This is a genomic window from Streptomyces sp. NBC_01171 (assembly GCF_045039805.1).
Lineage (GTDB): Bacteria > Actinomycetota > Actinomycetes > Streptomycetales > Streptomycetaceae > Streptomyces.
In genome coordinates, this window is sequence record NZ_CP108609.1 from 784947 (window position 1) to 808418 (window position 23472).

Annotated in this window: 24 protein-coding genes; 10 read left to right on the top strand and 14 right to left on the bottom strand. The window is 72.5% G+C overall.

Going from position 1 to position 23472, the window contains the following annotated elements; translation table 11 throughout:
- Nucleotides 1–34: 34 nt before the first annotated feature.
- On the bottom strand, nucleotides 35–553 hold the full coding sequence (locus OG448_RS03635; protein ID WP_405551480.1) for an SRPBCC family protein: 519 nt from the start codon (nucleotides 551–553) through the stop codon (nucleotides 35–37).
- A gap of 119 nt (nucleotides 554–672) precedes the next feature.
- Here OG448_RS03635 and OG448_RS03640 point away from each other — a divergent pair, with 119 nt between their 5' ends.
- The gene (locus OG448_RS03640) at nucleotides 673–1674 is read left to right on the top strand and encodes an SDR family NAD(P)-dependent oxidoreductase (RefSeq protein ID WP_405551481.1); all 1002 of its coding nucleotides are present in this window, start codon (nucleotides 673–675) and stop codon (nucleotides 1672–1674) included.
- On the opposite strand, the gene OG448_RS03645 is transcribed toward OG448_RS03640, so the two are convergent.
- The 3 genes from OG448_RS03645 to OG448_RS03655 all read right to left on the bottom strand — a co-directional run bounded on the left by OG448_RS03645 (nucleotide 1661) and on the right by OG448_RS03655 (nucleotide 3800).
- Nucleotides 1661–2275 (bottom strand): class I SAM-dependent methyltransferase, encoded by a 615-nt coding sequence (locus tag OG448_RS03645; protein ID WP_405551482.1) that lies wholly within the window; start codon nucleotides 2273–2275, stop codon nucleotides 1661–1663. The two genes, OG448_RS03640 and OG448_RS03645, sit on opposite strands and share 14 nt — an antisense overlap.
- Nucleotides 2276–2346: 71 nt before the next feature.
- Nucleotides 2347–2769 carry an SRPBCC family protein gene (locus OG448_RS03650; protein ID WP_405551483.1) on the bottom strand — a complete coding sequence of 141 codons (423 nt, stop codon included), beginning with the start codon at nucleotides 2767–2769 and terminating at the stop codon, nucleotides 2347–2349.
- Between the two features lie 20 nt (nucleotides 2770–2789).
- Nucleotides 2790–3800, bottom strand: coding sequence for an aldo/keto reductase (locus OG448_RS03655; protein WP_405551484.1), 1011 nt, complete (start codon nucleotides 3798–3800; stop codon nucleotides 2790–2792).
- Between the two features lie 137 nt (nucleotides 3801–3937).
- On the opposite strand from OG448_RS03655, the gene OG448_RS03660 reads away from it, so the two are divergent.
- Nucleotides 3938–4855 (top strand): LysR substrate-binding domain-containing protein, encoded by a 918-nt coding sequence (locus OG448_RS03660; protein ID WP_405551485.1) that lies wholly within the window; start codon nucleotides 3938–3940, stop codon nucleotides 4853–4855.
- Here OG448_RS03660 and OG448_RS03665 read toward each other — a convergent pair.
- Nucleotides 4845–6029 (bottom strand): hypothetical protein, encoded by a 1185-nt coding sequence (locus OG448_RS03665; protein ID WP_405551486.1) that lies wholly within the window; start codon nucleotides 6027–6029, stop codon nucleotides 4845–4847. The genes OG448_RS03660 and OG448_RS03665 overlap by 11 nt on opposite strands.
- A 185-nt stretch (nucleotides 6030–6214) precedes the next feature.
- On the opposite strand from OG448_RS03665, the gene OG448_RS03670 reads away from it, so the two are divergent.
- A complete protein-coding gene (locus tag OG448_RS03670) occupies nucleotides 6215–6388 on the top strand; it encodes a hypothetical protein (protein ID WP_199809738.1) in 174 nt (57 codons plus the stop codon).
- Between the two features lie 4 nt (nucleotides 6389–6392).
- Here OG448_RS03670 and OG448_RS03675 read toward each other — a convergent pair whose 3' ends face one another.
- The 5 genes from OG448_RS03675 to OG448_RS03695 all read right to left on the bottom strand — a co-directional run bounded on the left by OG448_RS03675 (nucleotide 6393) and on the right by OG448_RS03695 (nucleotide 12541).
- On the bottom strand, nucleotides 6393–7589 hold the full coding sequence (locus OG448_RS03675; protein WP_405551487.1) for a sensor histidine kinase: 1197 nt from the start codon (nucleotides 7587–7589) through the stop codon (nucleotides 6393–6395).
- A gap of 10 nt (nucleotides 7590–7599) precedes the next feature.
- Nucleotides 7600–9288, bottom strand: coding sequence for a cation acetate symporter (locus OG448_RS03680; RefSeq protein ID WP_405551488.1), 1689 nt, complete (start codon nucleotides 9286–9288; stop codon nucleotides 7600–7602).
- Entirely contained in the window at nucleotides 9285–9617 is a 333-nt protein-coding gene (locus OG448_RS03685) for a hypothetical protein (RefSeq protein WP_405551489.1), read from the bottom strand. Before OG448_RS03685 ends, OG448_RS03680 begins: the two co-directional genes overlap by 4 nt.
- 115 nt (nucleotides 9618–9732) lie before the next feature.
- A complete protein-coding gene (locus OG448_RS03690; protein ID WP_405551490.1) occupies nucleotides 9733–10563 on the bottom strand; it encodes a LytR/AlgR family response regulator transcription factor in 831 nt (276 codons plus the stop codon).
- A 97-nt stretch (nucleotides 10564–10660) separates the two neighbouring features.
- Nucleotides 10661–12541, bottom strand: coding sequence for an ABC transporter ATP-binding protein (locus OG448_RS03695; RefSeq protein ID WP_405558658.1), 1881 nt, complete (start codon nucleotides 12539–12541; stop codon nucleotides 10661–10663).
- Nucleotides 12542–12645: 104 nt separating this feature from the next.
- On the opposite strand from OG448_RS03695, the gene OG448_RS03700 reads away from it, so the two are divergent.
- On the top strand, nucleotides 12646–13410 hold the full coding sequence (locus OG448_RS03700; RefSeq protein ID WP_405551491.1) for a crotonase/enoyl-CoA hydratase family protein: 765 nt from the start codon (nucleotides 12646–12648) through the stop codon (nucleotides 13408–13410).
- Between the two features lie 40 nt (nucleotides 13411–13450).
- Here the strand turns inward: OG448_RS03700 and OG448_RS03705 are convergent, their stop codons facing one another.
- Nucleotides 13451–13792, bottom strand: coding sequence for a hypothetical protein (locus OG448_RS03705; RefSeq protein WP_405551492.1), 342 nt, complete (start codon nucleotides 13790–13792; stop codon nucleotides 13451–13453).
- A 13-nt stretch (nucleotides 13793–13805) separates the two neighbouring features.
- Nucleotides 13806–14138: a hypothetical protein gene (locus OG448_RS03710; protein ID WP_405551493.1), complete on the bottom strand. Its 333-nt coding sequence runs from the start codon at nucleotides 14136–14138 to the stop codon at nucleotides 13806–13808.
- 261 nt (nucleotides 14139–14399) lie between these two features.
- Here OG448_RS03710 and OG448_RS03715 point away from each other — a divergent pair, with 261 nt between their 5' ends.
- The gene (locus OG448_RS03715) at nucleotides 14400–15485 is read left to right on the top strand and encodes a mechanosensitive ion channel family protein (protein WP_405551494.1); all 1086 of its coding nucleotides are present in this window, start codon (nucleotides 14400–14402) and stop codon (nucleotides 15483–15485) included.
- Nucleotides 15486–15525: 40 nt separating this feature from the next.
- Here the strand turns inward: OG448_RS03715 and OG448_RS03720 are convergent, their stop codons facing one another.
- Nucleotides 15526–16182 (bottom strand): HD family hydrolase, encoded by a 657-nt coding sequence (locus tag OG448_RS03720; protein WP_405551495.1) that lies wholly within the window; start codon nucleotides 16180–16182, stop codon nucleotides 15526–15528.
- Nucleotides 16183–16241: 59 nt separating this feature from the next.
- Between OG448_RS03720 and OG448_RS03725 the strand changes: the two genes are divergently transcribed.
- The 5 genes from OG448_RS03725 (at nucleotide 16242) to OG448_RS03745 (ending at nucleotide 22497) form a co-directional block, all read left to right on the top strand.
- Nucleotides 16242–16655 carry a DUF4186 domain-containing protein gene (locus OG448_RS03725; protein WP_405551496.1) on the top strand — a complete coding sequence of 138 codons (414 nt, stop codon included), beginning with the start codon at nucleotides 16242–16244 and terminating at the stop codon, nucleotides 16653–16655.
- An 89-nt stretch (nucleotides 16656–16744) separates the two neighbouring features.
- Nucleotides 16745–18964: an NADP-dependent isocitrate dehydrogenase gene (locus tag OG448_RS03730; RefSeq protein ID WP_405551497.1), complete on the top strand. Its 2220-nt coding sequence runs from the start codon at nucleotides 16745–16747 to the stop codon at nucleotides 18962–18964.
- 219 nt (nucleotides 18965–19183) lie between these two features.
- The gene (locus OG448_RS03735) at nucleotides 19184–20548 is read left to right on the top strand and encodes a bifunctional o-acetylhomoserine/o-acetylserine sulfhydrylase (protein ID WP_405551498.1); all 1365 of its coding nucleotides are present in this window, start codon (nucleotides 19184–19186) and stop codon (nucleotides 20546–20548) included.
- A complete protein-coding gene (locus OG448_RS03740) occupies nucleotides 20545–21693 on the top strand; it encodes a homoserine O-acetyltransferase (RefSeq protein ID WP_405558660.1) in 1149 nt (382 codons plus the stop codon). Before OG448_RS03735 ends, OG448_RS03740 begins: the two co-directional genes overlap by 4 nt.
- 15 nt (nucleotides 21694–21708) lie before the next feature.
- Complete coding sequence (locus tag OG448_RS03745; protein ID WP_405551499.1) at nucleotides 21709–22497, top strand: N-formylglutamate amidohydrolase; 789 nt, start codon at nucleotides 21709–21711, stop codon at nucleotides 22495–22497.
- Here OG448_RS03745 and OG448_RS03750 read toward each other — a convergent pair.
- Nucleotides 22494–23363 carry a glutathione S-transferase C-terminal domain-containing protein gene (locus OG448_RS03750; protein ID WP_405551500.1) on the bottom strand — a complete coding sequence of 290 codons (870 nt, stop codon included), beginning with the start codon at nucleotides 23361–23363 and terminating at the stop codon, nucleotides 22494–22496. The two genes, OG448_RS03745 and OG448_RS03750, sit on opposite strands and share 4 nt — an antisense overlap.
- Nucleotides 23364–23472 lie beyond the last annotated feature (109 nt).

Sequence of the window (23472 nt, forward strand, 5' to 3'; positions counted from 1 at the left end):
GCTCGGTCGTCCGGTGTGGCGGGTCGGTCCGGGGTCAGCCGACGGGCCACTTGGGGACGCGGCTCCTGGGCGGGTCCGGCTCGGAGGGCGTGACCCGGCCGTTGTGGATGGAGCCCCGCCAGGCGCCGCTGGCGTCACCGAGGCCCTCGATGAACTCCTTGAAGTTCTCCAGCGACTCGCGGACGAGCTTGCGCGCCCGGCCCGCCGAGTCCGGCAGCCGGCCGCTGAGCCCGCGCGGCTCGATGTGCATGTTCACCGTGATGACGGTGCGGTCCGGCGCGGCCGCGCGGAAGGACACCTCGCCCCACAGCCAGGGGTTGCGCCCCACAGTGCGCCAGGCGATGTGCGAATCCGGCTCCTGCTCCACGATCTCGGCCATGAACTCCTTGGTGAAGAGTCCTGTCTTCACCTTCCACCGGGTCATCGCGGGGCCGACCTGGTCCACCCGCCGCACGGCGTTCATGATCCGGGGAAAGCTCTTGAACTGGGTCCACTGGTCGTACGCGGTGCGGACGGGTACTCGGACCTCGACCGACACTTCGATGCTGCTCATGGTCCACCTGCTTCCAGGCACGGATGCATTCAGTCTTGCCCGACCGCGCACACGTCGCCACAGCGGGGAAGGTCACCCCCGGAGCCGCATCTGCGAGCTTTCCAGAGAGAGGTAAGGACATGGCGCGTAGCGAAGACACTCTGTCCGACGGGATGTCCGCGCTGGTCACCGGGGGTTCCCGGGGGCTCGGTCTACTGATCGCCGGGCAACTGGCGGGTCGCGGATGCGAGGTGACGATACTCGCGAGGGATTCGGAGGAATTGGGCCGGGCGATGGGCTGGATACGCCGCCGCACCGGCCGTACGGTCCGCGCGGTGGTGTGCGACGTACGGGACGAGGGCGCGGTGACGGCGGCGGTCGACGAGGCCGCGGCGGCGCGCGGCGGGCTGGATGTGGTGATCGCCAACGCGGGTGTCATCCAGGTCGCCCCGGCCGAGACGGCGGGCAGCCGCGCCTTCCACGACGCCATGGCGACGATCTTCGACGGCACCCTGTACACCTGTCTGGCGGCCCTCCCCCATCTGCGCCGCAGCCCGCACGGCGGCCGCCTCGGCCTCATCGGCTCGGTCGGCGCGCTGGTCTCCCCGCCGCATCTGGTCCCCTACTCCTGCGCGAAGGCGGCGGTACGGGCGCTGGGCGAGGGGCTCCAGGCGGAGACGGCCGGCAGCGCGGTGAGCGTGACGACGGTCCATCCGGGCCTGATGCGCACCGGCTCGCATCTCCAGGCGGAGTTCGGCGGCCAGGCGGAGGAGGAGTACGCCTGGTTCTCCACTCTCTCGGGCACGCCGGTGCTGTCCATGGACGCCGAGCGCGCGGCGGAGAAGGTCGTCCAGGCGGTGGAGCGCCGCCGCACCCGCGCGGTCCTCACCCCGGCGGCCCGCCTGGCCTCGATGGCCCACGGTGTGGCCCCCGCGGCGACGACCCGAGCCACCGGCCTCGCCGCCCGTGCCCTCCCCCACCCGCCGAGGGACGACAACCCCCACCCCCTGCGCCAGGGCCACTCCCTCCAGTCCCCCCGCACCCCCTGGCGCCGAGCCCTCAACAAAGCCGGCCGAGCCCTGAACGACCGAGCCTCCCACCGCTACAACCAACGAACCCCGGGCCCGCCTACGAGCGCGTGAGGGGTTTCCGCCAGGTGAGCGAGTACCGACGCAGCACATGCCGCCGATACCGCACCCCGGGCAACAGCCGCCGCGCGATGCGGCGCACTTCCCCGTAGCTCATCTCCGCCTCGGCCACCGGCATCCCCTCGGGCGTCGTTGCCCGCCGCACGGCCTTGGTGACCCGCATGACGGGAGCCGCCGCGAGGAACGCCGCCCACTCGCCGACGCTCTTCTCCCGCGCGAGCCCCACGATCACCAGGGTGCCGCCAGGGCGCAGCAGTTCCCGCATCCGGAGCAGGGCGCCGGTGAAGTCCATGTGGTGGACGGTGGTCACCGAGCAGATGAAGTCGTACCCCTCGGCAGGCAGGTCGGCGGTCAGGAAGTCGCCCTGGAGGAACCGCAGGCCCGGCCGCTCGCCCGAGAGGTCGCGGGCGCGGGCGATCATCTCCGGTGACACGTCGACACCGGTGACACGCGACACGCGGGCCGCGAGCTTGCGCGCCAACAGCCGGTCCCCGCAGCCGACGTCCAGCGCGTCCCCGCAGCCCGGGGGCACCCGACGCAGGATGCCGGGGTGACGGGCGACGTTGGTGTTCCAGTACGGGTCCGGGGTGCGCATGTCGGCATCGTAGGGACGGCAGCGGCCGCGCCGGTGCGGGTCCAAGGATCACGCGTCGGCGCGGCCGGAAACTACGCCTGCTCGTGCAGCGTGCGCTCCAGTGCGGCCAGGCCCTCGGTGTAGATGCCGTGAAACAGGGTGGTCGCCTCCTCTTCCGGGACGCCTGCCGGGGTGAAGGTGCCCGACCACTCGACTCGGGCGGTGCCCGCGTCCGGGAGGGGGTGGACGGTCAGGGTGGAGAGGTAGTCCGTCACCGGGAAGGGGGCCTTCAGGATGGTGTACGTGTAGGTGCGCGAGCCCTCGTCGAAAGCGGTCAGGCGTTCCACGATGGTCTCGCCCTCGGCGTTCGTGAGGGTGCGGACCCGGCCGCCCTCGCTCAGCGTGCTGCCCGGGATGTAGGGGAGCCAGTCGGGCAGGGAGCCGAAGCCGCCGATGAGCTGCCAGACCTGCTCGGGGGTGCGGGGGACGTCGATGTACGTGCTGGTGCTTGCCATGGTGCTTCTCCAAGCAGGGGTCAGACAGTGGGGACGGGAGCGGCGGCGGAGATCAGGTTCGCCGCGCGCAGGTCCGCCCAGAACGCGGCCGGGACGGTCTCGTGCAGCGCGGCCACGTCCTCGGCGATGCGGCTGGGCTTCGTCGCGCCGGGGACGACGGCGGCGGTAGCGGGGTGGGCCAGGGCGAACTGGAGGGCCGCAGCCTTGATGGAGACGCCGTGCCGCTCGGCCAGGGCCTTGATCCGGTCGACCTTGTCGAGGATGGCCCGCGGGGCCTCCTGGTACTCGAAGTGCCGGCCGCCCGCGAGCACACCCGAGCTGTAGGGGCCGCCGACGACCATGTCGACCCCCTGCTCGGCGGCGGCCGGAAGCAGCCGCTGGAGCGCGCGGTCGTGGTCGAGCAGGGTGTAGCGGCCGGCCAGCAGAAACGCGTCCGGGCGGGGCTCGTCGAGGTCGAGGGTCAGCTCGATCGGCTCGACCTTGTTCACGCCGAGGCCCCACGCCTTGATGACGCCCTCCTCGCGCAGCTTCTGCAGCACCCGGAAGGCGCCGGTGCGGGCACTCTCGTAGCGGGCGAGCCACTGGTCGCCGTGGAAGTCCTGGGCGATGTCGTGGACCCAGACGATGTCCAGCCGGTCGGTGCCCAGCCGCTTCAGGCTGTCCTCGATGGAGCGCAGGGTGGCGTCGGCGGTGTAGTCGTCGGTCATCCGGTTGGGGCGGCCGTGCTCGAAGAGCCCGCCCTTCTCGCCCAGCTCACGGGCGGCCGGGTCCTCGACGTCGTCGTGGATGACGCGGCCGACCTTGGTGCTGAGCACGTACTCGTCGCGCGGGCGCCCGGCGAGCGCCTCGCCGAGGCGTATCTCCGACAGGCCGGCGCCGTAGAAGGGCGCGGTGTCGAAGTAGCGGATGCCCTGGTCCCAGGCGGCGGCGACGGTCGCGGCGGCCTCTTCCTCGGGGATGGCCCGGAACATGTTGCCGAGCGGGGCGGTGCCGAAGCCCAGGGAACCGGGGAGGAGGGACTTGATACCCATGTGAGCGTGATCCTTGTCTTTACGGGAGTTTCGCGGGCTTTGCGATGGTCCGCGTTGCTTGCTCTGTCGAGGCTAGGATCGATGCTTGAGACTGTCCAAGACTTGCTTGGACATACTTGAGTCCCTGGAGGTCTCACATGCTGGATCTGCGCCAGCTCCGCTATTTCGTGGTCGTCGCCGAGGAGGAGCACGTGGGCCGCGCGGCCGAGCGCCTGCACATCTCGCAGTCACCGCTCAGCCGCCAGATCGCCCAACTGGAGAAGAACCTCGGCCTGACCCTGTTCGAGCGCGGCCAGCAGCGTATCCGGCTCACCGCCGACGGGCGGGTCTTCCTTTCCGAGGCGAAGGCCCTGCTGCGGCACGCCGACCGGCTGGAGAACCTGGGCCGCCGGCTCGGCCGGGGCGAGGAGGGCGGGCTGTGCATCGGGTACACGGTCGACGCCATGCACACCGGGGTGCTGCCGCGCGCACTCCGGGAACTCCACGACGAACGGCCCGGCATCCACGTCGCCCTCTACAACGTCCCCGCCGCCGAGCAGTTCGAGGGCCTGCGCAGGCGCAGCCTCGACATCGCCCTGGTGCCGGAGCCGCCCGCCGAGGACGACCCGGACCTGCGGGCCGCGCTGCTGCTGGACGACCCGCTGCTGCTGGCTGTGCCCACCCGACACCCGCTCGCGGAGTCGGCCGAGGTGGCCCCGGCCGACCTGGAGCAGCAGCCGTGGATCGCGGTGGAGAACAGCCGGCGCCCGGCCTGGCGCGACGAGTTCGTCGCCGCCTGCGCGGCCGCCGGGTTCACGCCCGACATCCGGCTGGAGGCGTCCGAGCCGCTGACCGCGCTCGGCCTCGTCGCCTCCGGCCTCGGGGTTGCGCTGATCCAGCGGAGCATGCTGCGCGGCCCGGTCGCGGGGGTGACGGTACGCGAACTGCCCTGGCTGGACATGTCCGTTCGGCTGTGGGCGGCCTGGCATCAGGTCGATCTGCGGCCCGTGGTCACGGCGTTCCGTACGACCGTGCTCGACGCCCGCGAGGAGACCGAACAGCAGGTCAGTACCTGAGCAGCGCCGCCACTCCCCCGGCCTCGGCGAGGGTGCCGTCGGGGACGAACAGGACCTGGGAGTCGGCGTCGACGGCGCGGTCGACCAACTGCTCGATGATGTCGGTGGCCACGCCCATGGTGTGCGGCGGCGGCTCGACGTCCGGCTTGGGTTCGGGCAGCGTGACCGGCTCGGGCACCTCGGCCAGCTCCAGCGCCCGGCCGTCCTCGGTGATCCGGCCCGCGAGGTCGAGCCCCTCCTCGACGATCAGCCGCGCCACCCGCTTGTCCGCTACGGCCGTCCAGACCTCCTGCGGCCCGCCCGCGTACTTGCCGAGCCCGCGCGCCTCGCCCAGCGCGTCGACGGCCTCCGCGACCTGCTTCTCGCGGAACTCGGCGAGGACCGGCTCCAGCCGCTTCATCAGGTCCGCGGCCCGGTCCTTGTCCATCCCGGTCAGCGGCAGCGTGCCCGCGATCATGTCGCCGTGCGTGGTGACGTCCCTGAACGCCGAGAGGGTCTTGTCGCCGCCGATGACGAACAGTGGCAGATCGCCCTCGTGCTCCTCGATCGCGTCGCCGAGCCGCTTGTCGACCCTGCGGAGGTACTGCTCGACCCGCTCCCTGTGCCCCTCGTACGGCGCGGAGTGCGGGATCGGGCCGGGCAGCGCATCCTCCGGCGACGGGATCTCGGGGGCGCACGGGAAGCCGTGATGCTCGACCTCGTCCAGGCGTTTCACCGAGCCGTGGTACAGGCGGCACATCTCCTGGTCGAGCACGAGCACCAGGAACGGCCGGGACCGCTGCTCGGCGGCCTCCAGATACCGCGTCAGGAACTGGTCGGCGAACTCCACGCGCGGGCGCACCGGCGCGAGGGAGGTCATCTGCCAGACCTGGACCGGCTCGTCGGCGGCCACGTAGACCACCATGGCGTCGTCGGGGTGGAAGGGGTCGGCCACCTGCTCGATCACCGTGGTGTCCAGCATGTGGTCCCGAAGTTCCAGCCGGGTCTCCCGCGTGACGTCCGGGTCCTCCGCAAGCCGGCGCTTGGCCTCGGTGACGAGGTCGCGCAGCAGGATGCGGTCCTTCTCGCTGAAGGGGAAGTCCGGATCGGTCGGCATCACCAGGGTGATGGCGGGGTACGGCCTCTGCTCGCTCAGAGCGGCACGGATCTCAGGAGTCAGCTCAGAGGTATGCACCAAGTCAGCGTCGCATCGCGCCCCCGCGCCCGCACCTCGAAACGGGGCCCGGCCCGGTCGCCCGAATGGCGGAGCGGGAATACCATGAACCCTAACGAAACGGGCGCCGTCGTACGCCGGTGACCGGATCTCCCTGGACACATCTCCCTGGACACGCAGACCTGATGCGAGCAAGGAGCCGAGTCATGCGTAAGAACTCTCCGGTGAAGGGGCATCACGGCCTGGGCGCACGGGGTCAGGGCAAGGAGCTCTACTACCACACGCAGATCCCCGAGGCCGCCGCCCGCCAGGCGAAGGACCAGCAGCACTACCAGCGCCAGCAGCAGGAGCGCAAGCAGTCCAACGGCCGCTGGACCTGACCGTTCACCCCTGGCGCGAGCCGGGGCGGAACTTCGGGACCCGTACGGTGATCTTCGTGCCGGCACCCACGCCGGTCTCGATGACCAGACCGTACGGGTCTCCGTACACCTGGCGCAGCCGGCGGTCGACGTTGCTCAGGCCGATGCCCGTGTCGGGGCCGGCGGTGCCCCGCAGCAGGGCGCGCAGGCGGTCCGGTTCCATCCCCACGCCGTTGTCCTCGATGACCACGCGGGCCTCGGTGCCCTCGTCCTCCGCGATGATCGTGATGCGGCCGCGCTCGGCGGATTCCTCGAGACCGTGTTTGAGCGCGTTCTCCACGAGCGGCTGCAGGCACAGGAACGGCAGGGTCACCGGCAGCACCTCGGGCGCGATCCGCAGGGTGACCGCGAGGCGGCGGCCGAAGCGGGCGCGGGCGAGTTCGAGGTACTGCTCGATGGAGCGCAACTCCTCGGCGAGCGTGGTGAAGTCGCCGCCCCGGCGGAACGAGTAGCGGGTGAAGTCCGCGAACTCCAGCAGGAGTTCGCGGGCCCGCTCGGGGTCGGTGCGGACGAACGAGGCGATACTGGCCAGGGAGTTGTAGATGAAGTGGGGGGAGATCTGGGCGCGCAGGGCGCGGATCTCGGCCTCGATCACACTGGAGCGGGCCCGGTCCAGGTCGACGAGTTCGAGCTGGACGGAGACCCAGCGGGCGACCTCCTCGGCGGCCCGGAGCAGCCCCCCGGACTCCCCGTCACCGAAGGCGGCGAGCACCCCGGCGACCCGGCCGTCCACGGTCAACGGCGCGAGCACCCCCTGACGTACGGCGCAGTCGGCGTGCGCACAGTCCAGTTCCACCCTCTGGGTACGCCCCGCCCGCACCACGGCGGCCAGCCGCTCGGTGACCTGGGCGCGGTGGTGCTCCCCCGCCCCGTCCCACGCGAGCACGGCCTCCTCGTCGGCGAGCGCCAGCGCCCCGCTGCCGAGCAACGGCCGCAACCGCCGGGCCGCCTTCCGGGCGGTGTCCGGCGTGAGCCCGGCCCGCAGCGGGGGCGCGGCCAGCGAGGCGGTGTGCAGGGTGTGGAAGGTGGCCTGCTCGACGGGGGTACCGGGGCCCGCCGGATTCGCCTGCTGCCGCCGAAGCGCGACATGCCCCAGCGCGGCCCCCAACACGAACAACGCGAGTCCCGCGACAGCCAGCAGCAACACCCCGAGCACACTCAAGTCCGCCACCTCACACCCGCCCCTCCGGCAGATGCAGCCGTGCCATGGTGGCCGCCGTCCCGGCGGGGACCCGGCGCCTGGTGGCCAGGGAGACCAGGATCATCGCGGTGAAGCCCACCGGTACCGACCAGACGGCGGGCCAGGCCAGCAGGGTGTGCGACCAGCCGGACCGGGTGCCGCCCGTGATGGTCGTGGTGACGGCGGTGAGGGCCGAGCCGCCGCCGAGGAGCAGGCCGGCGATGGCGCCGGGCGGGGTGAGGCCGCGCCACCAGATCCCGAGGATGAGCAGCGGGCAGAAGGACGACGCGGAGACGGCGAACGCCAGCCCGACCGCGTCGGCCACCGGCAGGCCGCCGACCATCGTCCCGGCGGCGGTGGGCACGGCGATGGCGGGGACGACGGCGAGCCGGAAGTGCCGGAGCCCCAGCGCCGGGAGCACGTCCTGCGCGAGCACCCCCGCGACGGACATGGTGAGCCCGGAGGCAGTGGACAGGAAGGCCGCGCAGGCACCGCCCGCGACCAGCGCGCCGAGCAGATCACCGCCCACCCCGCCGATCAGCCGCTGCGGCAGCACGAGTACGGCGGCGTCGGTGTCGCCGGTGAGGAGCAGGTCGGGGGCGTACAGCCGGGCGAGCGAGCCGTACAGCGGCATCAGCAGGTAGAAGGCGCCGAGCAGGCCGAGCACGATGACGGTGGTGCGGCGGGCGGCACGGCCGTCGGGGTTGGTGTAGAAGCGGACGACGACGTGGGGCAGGCCCATGGTGCCGAGGAAGGTGGCGAGGATCAGCCCGTAGGTGGCGTACAGGCCGTGTTCCGCGCCGCTCGGGGCGAGCGAGGCGGAGCCCGTCGCCCGGTCGGGCAGCGGCACTTGGGCGCCGGGGGGAAAGCGGAGGTCGGTGTGCGCGCCGATGTGGTGGCGGCCCCCGGTGAGGGTGAGCGCGGCCTCGCGCAGCGGGTGCCCGTCGACGCTGCCGGTGGCGGTGACCCGTACAGGTTCCTGGACGGTGACGGTCACCGGACGGTCGACACGGACCTCGGTGGACCGGTGGAAGAGGGGCCGCTCGTCCCAGGCGGGCAGCGGGGCGCGGTCGGCGTGCCAGGCGGCGAGCAGGAACACCACGGGCACCAGCAGGGCGGTGAGCTTGAGCCAGTACTGGAACGCCTGGACGAAGGTGATGCTGCGCATCCCCCCGGCGGCGACGGCGGCGGTCACCACGGCGGCGACGACCAGCCCGCCGAGCCAGCCGGGCGCGCCGGTGAGCAACCGCAGCGTGAGCCCGGCGCCCCGCAGTTGGGGCAGCAGGTACAGCCAGCCGACGCCCACCACGAACACTCCGGCGATCCGCCGCACCGCCCGCGACTCCAGCCGGGCCTCGGCGAAGTCGGGCAGCGTGTAGGCGCCGGACCGGCGCAGCGGGGCGGCGACGAAGGCCAGCAGGACGAGGAATCCGGCGGTGTAGCCGATGGGGAACCAGAGCATGTCGACGCCCTGGGCGAGCAGCAGCCCGGCGATGCCGAGGAAGGAGGCGGCGGACAGGTACTCGCCGCTCACCGCGAAGGCGTTGAGCCGGGGGGCGACGGTGCGGGAGGCCACGTAGAAGTCGGAGGTGGTCCGGGAGATCCGCAGGCCGAGCGCGCCGACGAGTGCCGTGGCGAGCACCACGGCGGACACCCCAGCGATTCCGTAGGTCTGGTTCAACGCCCGCTCACGTCACCCTCGTTGCGCTCGGCACGGCGGACGTACCAGGCGCCGGTGGCGAGCAGGACGGGGTACGGCGCGACGCCCAGCAGCAGCCAGACGGCGCCCTGACCGGTGCCACCGGTCGGCAGGAGCCGGAACACCACGGGGAACAACCCCAGCGGCAGGGCGAGCAGGGAGCACGCGACGAGACCAACGCGCACCTGACGGCGCATCAACTTTCGGACAGCGGCGTCGTCGTGTGCGGAGGAGTCCGGGTACGCGGCCCGCGTGCGCCCGGTGGGGACCCCGGTGACCACCTCCCGGCGCGGGGTGGGTTCCGCACCCATGACGCACCCCCCGAGACCCCGGTGATCACCTTGTTTGCCGCGAGTGTACGCAGCGCGTCCGTGGTGAGACAGGGCCCTGGCGGGTTCGGCACAGGGTCGCCACAGCGCACCGGGCTCAGCGGACACGGGCCGCGGTGCCGGTGGCTCGGCGGGCCAGCAGATCGCGCAGTTCACGGGCGTTACGACGGCTGACGGGGAGGACACGGTCACCGACCCGGACGGTCAAGTTACCCCCGTCCAGCCGCAGTTCCTCGATCCGGGCGAGCGCGACCAGATGGCTGCGGTGGATGCGCACGAACCCGTGCGTGCGCCACTGCTCCTCCAGCGCGGACAGCGGTACGCGGACGAGGTGGCTGCCGCGCCGGGTGTGCAGCCGGGCGTAGTCGCCGTGCGCCTCGGCGTAGGCGATGTCGGCGACGGGCACGAACCGGGTCACCCCACCCAGCTCCACCGGGACTTGGCCACCGGGGGGCGGTGCGGCCGGCTGGGTGCGGGGACCCCGGCCGGCGTGGGTCAGCTCGGACACCCGGCGCACGGCCTCGGCGAACCGCTCCTTGCGCAGCGGCTTGAGGAGGTAGTCGACGGCCTTGAGGTCGAAGGCGCGGACGGCGAAGTCCTCGTGCGCGGTGACGAAGACGATGAGCGGCGGTGCGGCGAACCCGCCCAGCAGACGCGCCAGTTCGAGGCCGTTGAGGCCGGGCATGTTGATGTCGAGGAAGACGACGTCGACCGCGTCCGCGCCGCCCTGGACGGCCCGGCTGAGGGTGCGCAGCGCCTCGGTGGCCTCCAGCGCGGGCAGCACGCTGCCGACCCTGGGGTCCTGGTCGAGCAGGTACAGCAGCTCCGAGAGCGCGGGTTCCTCGTCGTCCACGGCGAGGACCCGCAACAGGCCCTCGCCACAGCCGCCTTGTGCCTCGGTCTGCCGCGTCCGCCCCGTCCCGCTCATCCCCGCCGATCCCTCTCTCCCGTGTCCGTGGGAGGAATGGTGGGCCCTCGCGCGGGCGGCGTCCAGCACGGCGACGCGGTCGATTCGCCGGGGCCGGTCAGGCCACCGTCACCGTCTCGTCGTCGTTGCCGGCGAACTGGGTGCGGTACAGCTCGGCGTACCGGCCCCCGGCCGCGAGGAGCTGGTCGTGGGTGCCGCGTTCCACGATCCGGCCGTCCTCCACCACGAGGATCTGGTCGGCGGCGCGGACGGTGGAGAGCCGGTGGGCGATGACGACGGCGGTGCGGCCCTGGAGCGCCTCGGTGAGGGCCTCCTGCACGGCCGCCTCGGAGGTGTTGTCGAGGTGGGCGGTGGCCTCGTCCAGGATGACGACGCGCTGGCGGGCCAGCAGCAGCCGGGCGATGGTCATGCGCTGGCGTTCGCCGCCGGAGAGCCGGTAGCCGCGCTCGCCGACGACCGTGTCGAGCCCGTCCGGCAGGGACCGTACGACCCCGTCCAGCCGGGCCCGGCCGAGCGCGTCCATGAGTTCGTCGTCACCGGCGTCGGGGCGGGCGAGGAGCAGGTTGGCGCGGACGGTGTCGTGGAAGAGGTGTCCGTCCTGGGTGACCATGCCGACGGTGGCCCGCAGCGAGCCGGCGCTCAGGTCCCGTACGTCGACTCCGCCGACCCGTACAGCCCCGCTGTCGGTGTCGTACAGCCGGGGCAGGAGCTGGGCGATGGTGGACTTCCCGGCGCCGGAGGAGCCGACCAGGGCGACGGTCTCGCCGGGGGCGGCGCGGAAGGAGACGCCGTGCAGCACCTCCGCGCCGCCGCGTACGTCGAGTGCGGCGACCTCCTCCAGCGAGGCCAGGGAGACCCGGTCGGCGGCCGGGTAGGCGAAGCGGACGTCGTCGAACTCGATGGCGACCGGGCCGTCCGGCACCGCGACCGCGTCGGGTTTCTCGGCGATGAGCGGCTCCAGGTCCAGCACCTCGAAGACCCGCTCGAAGCTGACCAGGGCGCTCATCACCTCCACCCGGGCCCCGGCGAGCGAGGTGAGCGGGGCGTAGAGCCGGGTGAGCAGCAGGGCGAGGGAGACGACGGCGCCCGCCTCCAGGGTGCCGCGCAGCGCGAACCAGCCGCCGAGGCCGTAGACGAGGGCGAGCGCGAGGGCGGAGACCAGGGTGAGGGCGGTGATGAACACCGACTGGGCGGTGGCGGTGCGTACGCCGATGTCCCGGACCTGGCCGGCGCGGGCGGCGAACTGGGCCGACTCCTCCTCGGGGCGGCCGAACAGCTTGACGAGGGTGGCGCCGGGCGCGGAGAAGCGTTCCGTCATCCGGGTCCCCATGGCCGCGTTCAGCTCGGCCGCCTCCCGCTGCATCCGGGCCATGCGGCTGCCCATCCGGCGGGCGGGCAGGACGAACACCGGCAGCAGGACCAGGGCGAGGAGGGTGATCTGCCAGGACAGGGTGAGCATGACGGCGAGGGTGAGCAGCAGGGTGACCACGTTGGTGACCACGCCGGACAGGGTGGAGGCGAAGGCCCGCTGGGCACCGATCACGTCGTTGTTGAGGCGGCTGACCAGGGCGCCGGTGCGGGTGCGGGTGAAGAAGGCGACCGGCATCCGCTGGACGTGGTCGAAGACGGCGGTGCGCAGGTCGAGGATGAGCCCCTCCCCCAGCCTCGCCGACAGCCGCCGCACCAGGATGCCGAGGCCGGCCTCGGCGAGCGCGACCACCGCGATGAGCAGCGAGAGCCGGACCACCCGGCCGGAGTCGTGGCCCGCCACGATGGCGTCGACCACGCGTCCGGCGAGCACCGGGGTGGCGACCGCGAGCAGGGCGGTGACGATGCCGAGCAGGACGAACCGGGTGATGCCCGCGCGGTGCGGTCGGGCGAAGGCGGCGATGCGGCGCAGCGTGGCGCGGGCGAGGGGCCGGCGCTGCTGCTGCGCGGTCATCACGCTGTGCAGTTGCGTCCAGGCGGTGGTTTCCATGCTCATGGGTCCAACCTAGGACCTCAAGTTTGCTTGAGGTCAACCGTTCGGGGTCCGGGTGCGGCACAGTGGCCCTTCCAGCAGCTCGGCGAGGAGGAGTCCCGGTGCCGGTTCGGGTGGAGACGCAGGGTCATGTGACGACGGTCGTCCTGTCGCGCCCGGAGGCGCGCAACGCGGTCGACGGCCCGACGGCGGCCGAACTGGCCGCCGCCTTCCGGGCGTTCGAGGCGGACGAGCATGCGCGCGTGGCGGTGCTGTGGGGCGAGGGCGGCACGTTCTGCGCGGGCGCCGACCTGAAGGCGATCGGCACCGCCCGCGGCAACCAGGTCACCCCGGACGGTGACGGCCCGATGGGCCCGACCCGGATGCGGCTGTCCAAGCCGGTGATCGCGGCCGTGGCCGGCCATGCCGTGGCGGGCGGTCTGGAGCTGGCTCTGTGGTGCGATCTCCGGGTGGCGGAGGAGGACGCGGTGTTCGGCGTCTTCTGCCGCCGCTGGGGCGTCCCCCTGATCGACGGCGGCACGGTACGGCTCCCCCGGCTGATCGGCACCGGCCGGGCCATGGACATGATCCTCACCGGCCGCCCGGTCCCGGCCGCCGAGGCGCACGCCATCGGCCTCGCGGACCGCGTCGTCCCCCGGGGCCGCGCCCGCGCCGAGGCCGAGGAACTGGCGGCGGCCATCGCCCGCTTCCCCCAGGACTGCCTGCGCTCCGACCGCGCCTCGGTGCTCGACCGGGAGGGGTTGTCCGAGGGGGAGGCGATGCGCCGTGAACTCAAGCACGGCGCCGCCGTGTTGACGCAGGCGAGGGAGGGGGCGGCCCGGTTCGCCGGGGGTGCGGGGCGGCACGGGACGTTCGGCGAGGCGTGAACTCACGGGGAGCGCACGCCTGTCGCCGCCGACGCGGCCGTCACTTGTAGATGATGACCCGTCCGTCCCTGCCGTCGTGACCCCGCCGCCCCCAGGGGCCTCGCCGGCCGTCGTCGCCATCGTCCCCGTCCTCCCCCGGCCGGCCCGTCGGCCCGGTGGGGCCGGGGTCGCCGGACGGACCCGAGGGGCCGGGCGGACCGGGCGGACCCTGGTGCGTGCCGCTGCCGCCGTCCTCGAGACCGACGCGCTCCATCTGCATCGCGTCGAGCTGCTGCTGGTGGGCGACGAGCAGGACCGCCTGCGCGACCACCACGACGGTCACCGCCGCGACGGCCGCCATGCGGCGCGGCGAACCGCGCAACACCTCTTTCACGCTTCTCACATCGATCCTCACGCTAGCTCGCGGGTGGGGCGACGGCGTCCTTGCCGTCCTTCCCGTCCTTGCCGTCCTTTCCGGGGGGTCCCGCCGCCCCGTCCGCGCCGTCGGTCCCGTCCTTGCCTTGCGGGCCGATCGGACCGGCCGGGCCGGTGGGTCCGGGCGGACCGGACGGACCGGGCGGTCCGGGTTCCAGGCTCTCCTGGAAATCGACGGACTGCGTCTGCAACCCCTGGATCTGGAGGTGCTGTTCGACGATGACGGCCGACTGCACGACGAGCGCGATGGTCAGCGCGGCACCGAGCACGAAGGGACGCCGCGGGCTGCGCAGCACTTGAGTCACACTTCTCATGTTTATCCTCACGCTGAGTGACGAGCGCAAGTGTAAGTGACGATATGTCAGGAAAAGCGAACTTCCACACCGAGTGTCCGCGCGGCATTTCAACGCCTTGCGCATGCGGCAGGATGACGGCACGTGCCCTTCATCGAACCTTCGTACCGCGGGCACGTTCGCACACCCCGGACAGCGAACAGGTGACAGCGTGACGCAACTTCACATCCGGCCGACCATGGCGTCCTCGGGCGCCGCCGCACGTCCCGGTGGAGGTGACCGATGAACCGCACGCCGACCCTGGACGATCTGGTCCTCGCCGGTATCGCGCTGGCCGCTGGCCTGGTGCTGGCCTTCCTGTCCCGCACGGTGCTGCGCTGGCTGGCCAAGCACGCCAAGCGGACCCGCTGGAGCGGGGACGACGTCATGGTGGACGCGCTGCGTTCGGTCGTGCCGTGGGCCGCGATAGCGGGCGGTATCGCGGTGGGCGCGGCCGTGCTGCCGCTGACCCGTACCGTGCAGCACCACGTCAACCAGTCACTCCAGGTCTGGCTGATCTTCGTGGTGACCCTGTCGGCGGCGCGGGTGATCGCGGGCCTGGTGCAGAGCGTCACACAGTCACGCTCGGGCGTGGCGGGCTCGGCGACCATCTTCGTCAACATCACCCGCGTCCTGGTGCTGGCCATCGGTTTCCTGGTGGTCCTCCAGACTCTCGGCATCTCGATCGCCCCGCTGCTCACCGCTCTGGGCGTCGGCGGTCTGGCGGTCGCGCTGGCGCTCCAGGACACGCTGGCCAATCTGTTCGCCGGCATCCACATCCTCGCCTCCAAGACCGTGCAGCCCGGCGATTACATCCGGCTGAGCAGCGGCGAGGAGGGGTACGTCGTCGACATCAACTGGCGTCAGACGACCGTGCGCCAGCTCTCCAACAACCTGGTGGTCATCCCCAACGGCCAGCTCGCCAAGACCAACATGACCAACTTCACCCGCCCCGAGCAGGAGCTGACGGTGCTGGTGCAGGCAGGGGTGAGCTACGACTCGGACCTGGAGCACGTGGAGCGGGTGACGGCCGAGGTGGTCAACGAGGTGATGACCGAGATCACCGGTGCCGTCCCCGAGCACGAGGCCGCGATCCGCTTCCACACCTTCGGCGACTCGCGGATCGGGTTCACGATCATCCTGGGCGTCGGCGAGTTCAGCGACCAGTTCCGGATCAAGCACGAGTTCATCAAGCGCCTGCACCGCCGCTACCGCGAGGAGGGCATCCGCATCCCGGCCCCGACCCGTACGGTCGCGCTCCAGCAGGGCTCGATGCTGATACCGCACCAGCGCACGGCCGACGACGTGACGGCACCGTCCGAGCAGTGAGCGCGGTGGCGGCGCCCTCTCAGCAGGGCGCCGCCGGCCGTCAGCCCTCGGACGCCGCGCCCCGCGACCAGCCCCGCCGCTCGCCCTCGTCGATGAGGCGCCGACCGGCCGTCCACAGGGAGGCGGAGGCGTCCCCGATCACCGCCTTGCGGGCCCGGACGTCGTCGGCGGTGACGCCGGGGGTGCGCCAGGTGCCGCCGCGCGCCATCCAGTTGAGGAGCAGCGGCTGGAGCCGGTCCATGGCCTTGGCGAACCGGGCCTCGGGGGTGGTCCGCTCCTCGAACTCGTCCCACAGCGCCCGCATCCGCCGGGCCTGGTCGTCCGGGAGCAGCCGGAAGAGGTCGTCGGCCGCGACCGCCTCCCGCTCCTGCTGGCCGGCGCCGCCCGCGCTGTCGTACAGCGGGGTGTCACCGGCGTAGATCTCCACCAGGTCGTGCAGCAGCACCAGCTCGACGGTGTGGCCGACATCGATGGGCTCGTCGGAGTGCTCGGCGAGGACCACGACCATCATGGCCAGGTGCCAGGAGTGCTCGGCGTCGTTCTCCCGGCGGTCCGCCGCGGCGAGCGGCGACTGGCGCAGCACGGTCTTGAGCTGGTCCACCTCCACCAGGAAGGTGAGCTGGGCCCGCAGCCGCTCCTCGATGCCGTCGGGCAGAGGCGTCTTGTCCACGAGCAGGTTCCGGCGTTCTTCACTCACCGGCTCATCGTGGCACGCACGGCCGGGGGCTCACGCCACCGGGCTAAGCTCGAAATAGCATGACTTCCTCCGACAAGCCCGAGCCCGAGCCCTTCACCCCGCCCTCCCCCGCCGCGCTGGACGCCCGGCTCGACTCGATCACCCGGCAGCCGTTCCGGGCCAAGTTCCACCTGCGCGGACGGGACCGGGTCACCGCCGAGCTGAAGGGCCCGGCCACGATCCGCTGGCACGCGTACGACCTGATCGCCGGGCGGCTCGCCCCGGCCCAACCGTACAAGGACGGCAAGCAGACCCCGTACCGGGGCCACCCGGTCTTCGTCGCCCAGCACGCCACCGGCACCTGCTGCCGTACCTGTCTGCTGCGCTGCCACGGCATCCCCAAGGGCCGGAACCTGACCCGCGCCGAGCATGTGTACGTCGTGGAGGTGATCTGCCGCTGGATCGAGCGGGAGATGACCGGCGGCGCGCGCTGAGCGGCCGGCCCCGGACCCCTGTCGAACCGGACCCGGTCACGAGATATCTTGATGTCGAGCAATGTTGCAGACGTGGAGCGGAGCACCCGGTGACTGACTCGACCATCATCTACACCTACACGGACGAAGCGCCGGCCCTGGCGACCCATTCGTTCCTGCCGGTGATCCAGGCGTACGCCGCGCAGGCCGGGGTCCCCGTGGAGACCCGCGACATCTCGCTGGCCGGGCGCATCATCGCCGTCTTCCCGGAGTACCTGACCGAGGACCAGCGCATCCCGGACGCGCTCGCCGAGCTGGGCGACCTGGCCAAGACGCCGGCCGCGAACATCGTCAAGCTGCCGAACATCTCGGCCTCGATCCCGCAGCTCAAGGCCGCCGTCGCCGAGCTGCAGGCCAAGGGCTACGCGCTGCCGGACTACCCCGAGGACCCGAAGACCGACGAGGAGCGCGAGGTCCGCGCCCGCTACGACAAGATCAAGGGTTCCGCCGTGAACCCGGTCCTGCGTGAGGGCAACTCCGACCGCCGCGCCCCCGCCTCGGTGAAGAACTACGCCAAGACCCACCCGCACCGCATGGGCGCCTGGACCCCCGAGTCCAAGACCAACGTGGCCACCATGGGTGAGAACGACTTCCGCTCCACCGAGAAGTCCACGGTGATCACCGAGGACGGCACGCTCCGTATCGAGCTGGTCGCCGAGGACGGCACCACCACCGTGCTGCGGGAGTCGGTACCGGTCCGCAAGGACGAGGTCGTCGACGCCTCCGTCATGCACGTCGCCGAGCTGGAGCAGTTCCTCGCCGCGCAGGTCGCCCGCGCGAAGGAGGAGGGCGTCCTGTTCTCCGTGCACCTGAAGGCCACGATGATGAAGGTCTCCGACCCGATCGTCTTCGGCCACGTGGTGCGCGCCTTCTTCCCGAAGACGTTCGCCAAGTACGGCCAGACCCTGAAGTCGGCCGGCCTGTCCCCCAACGACGGCCTCGGCGGCATCTACAAGGGCCTGGAGAGCCTGCCCGAGGGCGCCGAGATCAAGGCGTCCTTCGACGCCGAGCTGGCCGAGGGCCCGGCGCTCGCCATGGTCGACTCCGACAAGGGCATCTCCAACCTGCACGTCCCCTCGGACGTCATCGTGGACGCGTCCATGCCCGCCATGATCCGCACCTCCGGCCACATGTGGGGCCCGGACGGCGAGGAGCACGACACCCTCGCGGTGATCCCGGACTCCTCCTACGCCGGTGTCTACCAGGCCGTGATCGAGGACTGCCGCGCCAACGGCGCCTACGACCCGTCCACCATGGGCACGGTCCCCAACGTCGGCCTGATGGCGCAGAAGGCCGAGGAGTACGGCTCGCACGACAAGACCTTCGAGGTCAGCGCCGCGGGCACGGTCCGCTTGGTCGACGCGGACGGCAACGTGCTCATCGAGCAGCCGGTCGCCGAGGGCGACATCTTCCGCGCGTGCCAGACCAAGGACGACCCGATCCGCGACTGGGTCAAGCTGGCCGTCACCCGCGCCCGCGCCACCGGCGACCCGGCCGTGTTCTGGCTGGACGAGACCCGCGCGCACGACGCCAACCTGATCGCCAAGGTCAACCAGTACCTCCCGGAGCACGACACCGAGGGCCTGGACATCCGCATCCTGCCGCCGGTCGAGGCCGCCAAGCTGTCGGTGGAGCGCATCCGCCGCGGCGAGAACACCATCTCGGTGACCGGCAACGTGCTGCGCGACTACCTGACCGACCTCTTCCCGATCCTGGAGCTGGGCACCAGCGCCAAGATGCTGTCGGTCGTCCCGCTGATGGCGGGCGGCGGCCTGTTCGAGACCGGCGCCGGCGGCTCCGCCCCGAAGCACGTCCAGCAGCTCGTCAAGGAGAACTACCTGCGCTGGGACTCCCTCGGTGAGTTCTTCGCCCTGGTCCCCGCCTTCGAGCAGTACGCCGAGGCCACCGGCAACACCCGCGCCAAGGTCCTCGCCGACACCCTGGACCGCGCCACGGCGACCTTCCTCAACGAGGACAAGTCCCCGACCCGTCGCGTCGGCGGCATCGACAACCGCGGCAGCCACTTCTTCCTCTCCCTGTACTGGGCGCAGGAGCTGGCCAAGCAGACCGACGACGCCGACCTCGCGAAGGCGTTCGCCCCGTTCGCCGAGGCCCTCGCGGCCGACGAGCAGAAGATCGTGGAGGAGCTGCTCGCCGTGCAGGGCTCCCCGGCCGACATCGGCGGCTACTACCAGCCGGAGAAGGCCAAGGCGGACGCGGTCATGCGCCCGTCGGCCACCTGGAACGCGGCGCTCGGCTCGCTGAGCTGACGCTTCCTGCGGTGGTACGTGCCCCGGCCGGTGTCTTCCGGCCGGGGCACGGTCGTACCCGGCGAACGTGGCGGCGACGATGCGACCGTGTTGCCCCGTGTTGCGGGCATGTGCCGGGCATGAACTCCTCGTGTCGGGGCCCGTGTCCGCCCTTACGGCGGCAGCCGCCCGGTGCTTTTCTCGTGCCGGAACCCGCGCCCGCACCGCACGAGGAGCACCATGAGCAGCCAGCCCATCGACTCGGTCACCGCCGGTCACACCCCGGACGAGCCGCCCGCCGGACCCGACGCCTCGGCCTGGTCCTTCGAGACCCGGCAGATCCACGCCGGCGCGGTGCCCGACCCGACGACCGGGGCGCGGGCCACACCGATCTACCAGACCACGTCCTTCGTCTTCCAGGACACCCAGCACGCCGCCGACCTGTTCTCGCTCGCCGAGCCCGGCAACATCTACACCCGTATCCACAACCCGACGCAGGACGTGTTCGAGCAGCGGATCGCCGCGCTGGAGGGCGGGGTCGCCGCCGTCGCGCTGGCGTCCGGGCAGGCCGCCGAGACGCTCGCCCTGCTGACCCTGGCGGGCGCGGGCGACCACATCGTCTCCAGCGCCTCCCTGTACGGCGGCACGTACAACCTGTTCCGGCACACCCTGCCGAGGCTGGGCATCGAGGTGTCGTTCGTGGACGACCCGGACGACGTGGACGCCTGGCGGGCCGCGATCCGCCCGAACACCAAGGCGCTGTTCGCGGAGACCCTGGGCAATCCGCGCGGCAACGTGCTCGACGTACGGGCGGTCGCGGACGTGGCGCACGAGGCGGGCGTGCCCCTGATCGTGGACAACACGGTACCGACCCCGTATCTGCTCCGGCCCATCGAGCACGGCGCGGACATCGTGGTGCACTCCGCGACCAAGTTCCTCGGCGGGCACGGCACCGCCATCGCCGGGGTGGTGGTGGACGGCGGCACCTTCGACTTCGGCGCCCACCCCGAGCGGTTCCCGGACTTCTCCGAGCCCGACCCGAGCTACCACGGCCTGCGGTACTGGCCGGCACTCGGTCCGGGCGCCTTCGCGGTCAAGCTGCGGGTGCAGTTGCTGCGCGACCTGGGCCCGGCGCTCTCCCCGCACTCGGCGTTCCTGCTGCTCCAGGGCGTGGAGACGCTGAGCCTGCGCCTGGAACGGCACTCCGGCAACGCGCTGGCCCTGGCCGAGTGGCTGGAGGGCCGCGACGAGGTGGCCGCCGTCCACTATCCGGGGCTGGAGTCCAGCAAGTGGTACGAGGCCGGGCGGAAGTACCTGCCGCGCGGTTCCGGCGCCATCGTCTCCTTCGAGCTGCGGGACGGGGTGGAGGCGGGCAAGCGGTTCGTGGACGCGGTGGAGCTGTTCAGCCACCTCGCCAACATCGGTGACGTACGCAGCCTGATCATCCACCCCGCGTCCACCACGCACAGCCAGCTCGACGAGGAGCAGTTGACGGCGACCGGTACCGCGCCAGGGCTGGTCCGGCTGTCGGTGGGCATCGAGAACCTGGCCGATCTGAAGGCCGACCTGGAGGCCGGGTTCCGCGCGGCCAAGGGCGCCTCCTGAGCACCGTTCCGCGCGCCCGCCCCGCCCCGCTCCCGGCGGTCACCGGTGCCTGGCGGGACGGGGACCCCGCCGGGCGCCGCCGGTGGCACGCGGCGGGTACGCCGCTGCGGCTGGAAGCGGGCGGTGAACTGCCGGGCGTCCGGCTGGCGTTCGAGACCTGGGGGCGGCTCGCGGCGGACCGGTCCAACGCGGTGCTGGTGCTGCACGCGCTGACCGGCGACAGCCATGTGGCGGGTCCGGCCGGGCCGGGGCATCCCACGCCCGGCTGGTGGGACGCGCTGGTCGGGCCGGGCCGGGCGCTGGACACCGACCGCTGGTTCGTGGTCGCGCCGAACGCGCTTGGCGGCTGCCAGGGCAGCACCGGCCCGGCCTCTCCCCGGCCGGGCACCGACCGGGCCTGGGGCGGGGCGTTCCCGTTCCTGACCCAGCGGGACCAGGTGGCGGCGGAGGCGGGGCTCGCGGACGCCCTCGGGATCGGCCGGTGGGCGCTGGTCGTCGGCGGTTCGATGGGCGGGATGCGGGCGGTGGAGTGGGCGGTGTCGTACCCGGACCGGGTCGGCGCGCTCCTGCTGCTCGCCACGGCCGCCTCGGCGAGCGCCGGGCAGATCGCCTGGGCGGACATCCAGTTGCGGGCCATCCGCGCCGACCCGCACTGGCGGGGCGGCGACTACCACGGCACCGGGCACGGCCCGGTGGACGGACTCGGTCTGGCCCGCCGGCTGGCCCACGTGACCTACCGCGCGGAGGCGGAGCTGCAGACCCGGTTCGGCCGGGCTCCGCAGGGCGGGGAGGACCCGTGGCACGGGGGCCGTTACCAGGTTGGCTCGTACCTGGACCACCATGCCGAGAAGCTCGTCCGCCGCTTCGACGCGGGGAGTTACGTGGTGCTGACCGAGGCGATGAACGCGCATGACGTGGGGCGTGGGAGGGGCGGTGCGCGCTCGGCGCTGGCGGGGGTGCGGGCGCCGACACTGGTGGCCGGGGTGGACTCCGACCGGCTCTATCCGCTGGCCCAGCAGCGGGAGTTGGCCGCGCTGATCCCGTCGGCGGACGGGGTGCGGGTGGTGGAATCGCCGTACGGGCACGACGGGTTCCTGATCGAGGCGGAGCAGGTTGGCAGACTGGTGGCCGAGTTGCTGCGCTGATCCCTGGGAGCCGATGTGTCCGAGCCTTCGTTCGAACTGCTGGCCGGCGATCCGTCGTCGCCGGTACTGCTGCACGTACCGCATTCCGCGCGGGCGATCCCGGCCGAGGTGCGGGCGGGGCTGCTGCTCGATGACGCCGCCCTGGAGCGGGAGCTGGACCACATCACGGATGCGCACACCGCCGAACTGGCCCATCGAGCAGCGAAGTTGGCGGGGGTGCGGCCGTGGCAATTCGTGAACCGGCTGTCCCGGCTGGTGGTGGACCCGGAGCGGTTCCCGGACGAGCGGGAGGAGATGCGCGCGGTGGGCATGGGCGCGGTGTACACCCGCACCACGCACCGGGAGCCGCTGCGGGCCGAGGACACCGAGCAAGGGCCGCTGATCGAGCGGTACTTCGAGCCGTACGCCCGCGCGATCACCGAGGCGGTGTCGGAGCGGCTGGCCGCGACCGGGCGGGCGGTGGTGATCGACGTCCACTCCTACCCGTCCCGCCCGCTCCCCTACGAGCTGCACGGTGAGGGCCCGCGCCCGGCGGTGTGCCTGGGCACGGACGCCTTCCACACCCCGCCGGGGCTGATGGCGGCGGCCCGGTCGGCGTTCTCGCCCTACGGGAAGACGGGACTGGACAGCCCGTTCAGCGGGACCTACGTACCCCTCGCCCACTACGGCCGGGAGCGGCGGGTGAGTGCGCTGATGGTGGAGATCCGCCGGGACACGTACATGACCGAGCCCGGCGGCCCGCCCGGACCGGGGCTGGACCAACTGGCGGCCGCTCTGGCCGTACTGGTGGACGCCGTCGGCTAGCTCTTGCTGTTGGCGTGAGCCGCCCAGTCGAGGATCTGCACGGCGGCTCCCGCCGCTTCGAGGCCCCGGCAGTGGCCGTGGTGGCGGCGGGCGATGCCGTCGAGGTCGAGCTGGGTGCCGAAGGCGGGGTGGGCGGCGAGGCGCCGGGCGTACGACCACAGCGCGGTGAGGCCGGCGATCCGGTGCACGGCGGAGGCGTCGAGGTGGCAGCGGTGCACGGTGTCGAGCTGGACCAGGGAGACCCAGAGGTCGATGTCGGCGGCCGTGAGCCGGCCCCCGGCCAGGTATTCCTCCTCGGTCAGCCACCGCTCCAGCCGGGCCAGGGTGTCGAGGAGCACGTCGAGCGCGGCGGCCCGCCCGGCCGGGTCCTCGTCGGCGCGGCCCGCCCGCTGCGCGGCCTGTTCGATGCCCTCGGCGCAGAGCCGTTCCACGGCGTCGATGGTGGACTCCCAGACGCAGGGCCGCAGCGGGTCGCCGCCGGCGCGCGGGAAGAGGTCCAGGTCGCGCAGGATGTCCGGCGCGTGGGTGCTGACGATGCGTCCGGACCAGGCGTCGCTGAGCACGGGGGCGGGCGCCGGGCCGGAGTAGCGGTGCGCGCTGGCCTCGTAGAGCGGGCGGAGCGCGGTGTGGCTGCCGTCCGGGGCGTCGGGGACGGCGGGGAGCAGGGTGACCGGACAGCTCGCGTCGAGACCGAGCAGGCTGTGGGCGATGGCGAGGCGCAGTCCGTCGGGGTCCGCGGTGGAGAGGTGCAGCCGGTAGCGGTGCGGCACGGCGTGGTGGCCGCTTCGGGCGTCCTGGCCGAGCCGCCCCCGGAAGGCGGAGCTGTGCCGGACGGTCGGAAGGGCGGTCGGCGCGGTGATGGGCATACGTACGTCTCCCCAGGGGCGAGGGCGCGCGCGGGCGCGCCTGCGGGAACAGCGGCGGCCGAGGTGGGCGAGGAGTTACGAGGAAGGCGCGTGGACGGGCAGCGGCCCG

What these genes read in the sequence shown, in the direction of transcription:
- OG448_RS03635 (WP_405551480.1), bottom strand. Translation starts at nt 553, where the DNA reads ATGAGCAGCATCGAAGTGTCGGTCGAGGTCCGAGTACCCGTCCGCACC.
- OG448_RS03640 (WP_405551481.1), top strand. Translation starts at nt 673, where the DNA reads ATGGCGCGTAGCGAAGACACTCTGTCCGACGGGATGTCCGCGCTGGTC.
- OG448_RS03645 (WP_405551482.1), bottom strand. Translation starts at nt 2,275, where the DNA reads ATGCGCACCCCGGACCCGTACTGGAACACCAACGTCGCCCGTCACCCC.
- OG448_RS03650 (WP_405551483.1), bottom strand. Translation starts at nt 2,769, where the DNA reads ATGGCAAGCACCAGCACGTACATCGACGTCCCCCGCACCCCCGAGCAG.
- OG448_RS03655 (WP_405551484.1), bottom strand. Translation starts at nt 3,800, where the DNA reads ATGGGTATCAAGTCCCTCCTCCCCGGTTCCCTGGGCTTCGGCACCGCC.
- OG448_RS03660 (WP_405551485.1), top strand. Translation starts at nt 3,938, where the DNA reads ATGCTGGATCTGCGCCAGCTCCGCTATTTCGTGGTCGTCGCCGAGGAG.
- OG448_RS03670 (WP_199809738.1), top strand. Translation starts at nt 6,215, where the DNA reads ATGCGTAAGAACTCTCCGGTGAAGGGGCATCACGGCCTGGGCGCACGG.
- OG448_RS03685 (WP_405551489.1), bottom strand. Translation starts at nt 9,617, where the DNA reads ATGGGTGCGGAACCCACCCCGCGCCGGGAGGTGGTCACCGGGGTCCCC.
- OG448_RS03690 (WP_405551490.1), bottom strand. Translation starts at nt 10,563, where the DNA reads ATGAGCGGGACGGGGCGGACGCGGCAGACCGAGGCACAAGGCGGCTGT.
- OG448_RS03695 (WP_405558658.1), bottom strand. Translation starts at nt 12,541, where the DNA reads ATGGAAACCACCGCCTGGACGCAACTGCACAGCGTGATGACCGCGCAG.
- OG448_RS03710 (WP_405551493.1), bottom strand. Translation starts at nt 14,138, where the DNA reads ATGAGAAGTGTGACTCAAGTGCTGCGCAGCCCGCGGCGTCCCTTCGTG.
- OG448_RS03715 (WP_405551494.1), top strand. Translation starts at nt 14,400, where the DNA reads ATGAACCGCACGCCGACCCTGGACGATCTGGTCCTCGCCGGTATCGCG.
- OG448_RS03725 (WP_405551496.1), top strand. Translation starts at nt 16,242, where the DNA reads ATGACTTCCTCCGACAAGCCCGAGCCCGAGCCCTTCACCCCGCCCTCC.
- OG448_RS03735 (WP_405551498.1), top strand. Translation starts at nt 19,184, where the DNA reads ATGAGCAGCCAGCCCATCGACTCGGTCACCGCCGGTCACACCCCGGAC.
- OG448_RS03750 (WP_405551500.1), bottom strand. Translation starts at nt 23,363, where the DNA reads ATGCCCATCACCGCGCCGACCGCCCTTCCGACCGTCCGGCACAGCTCC.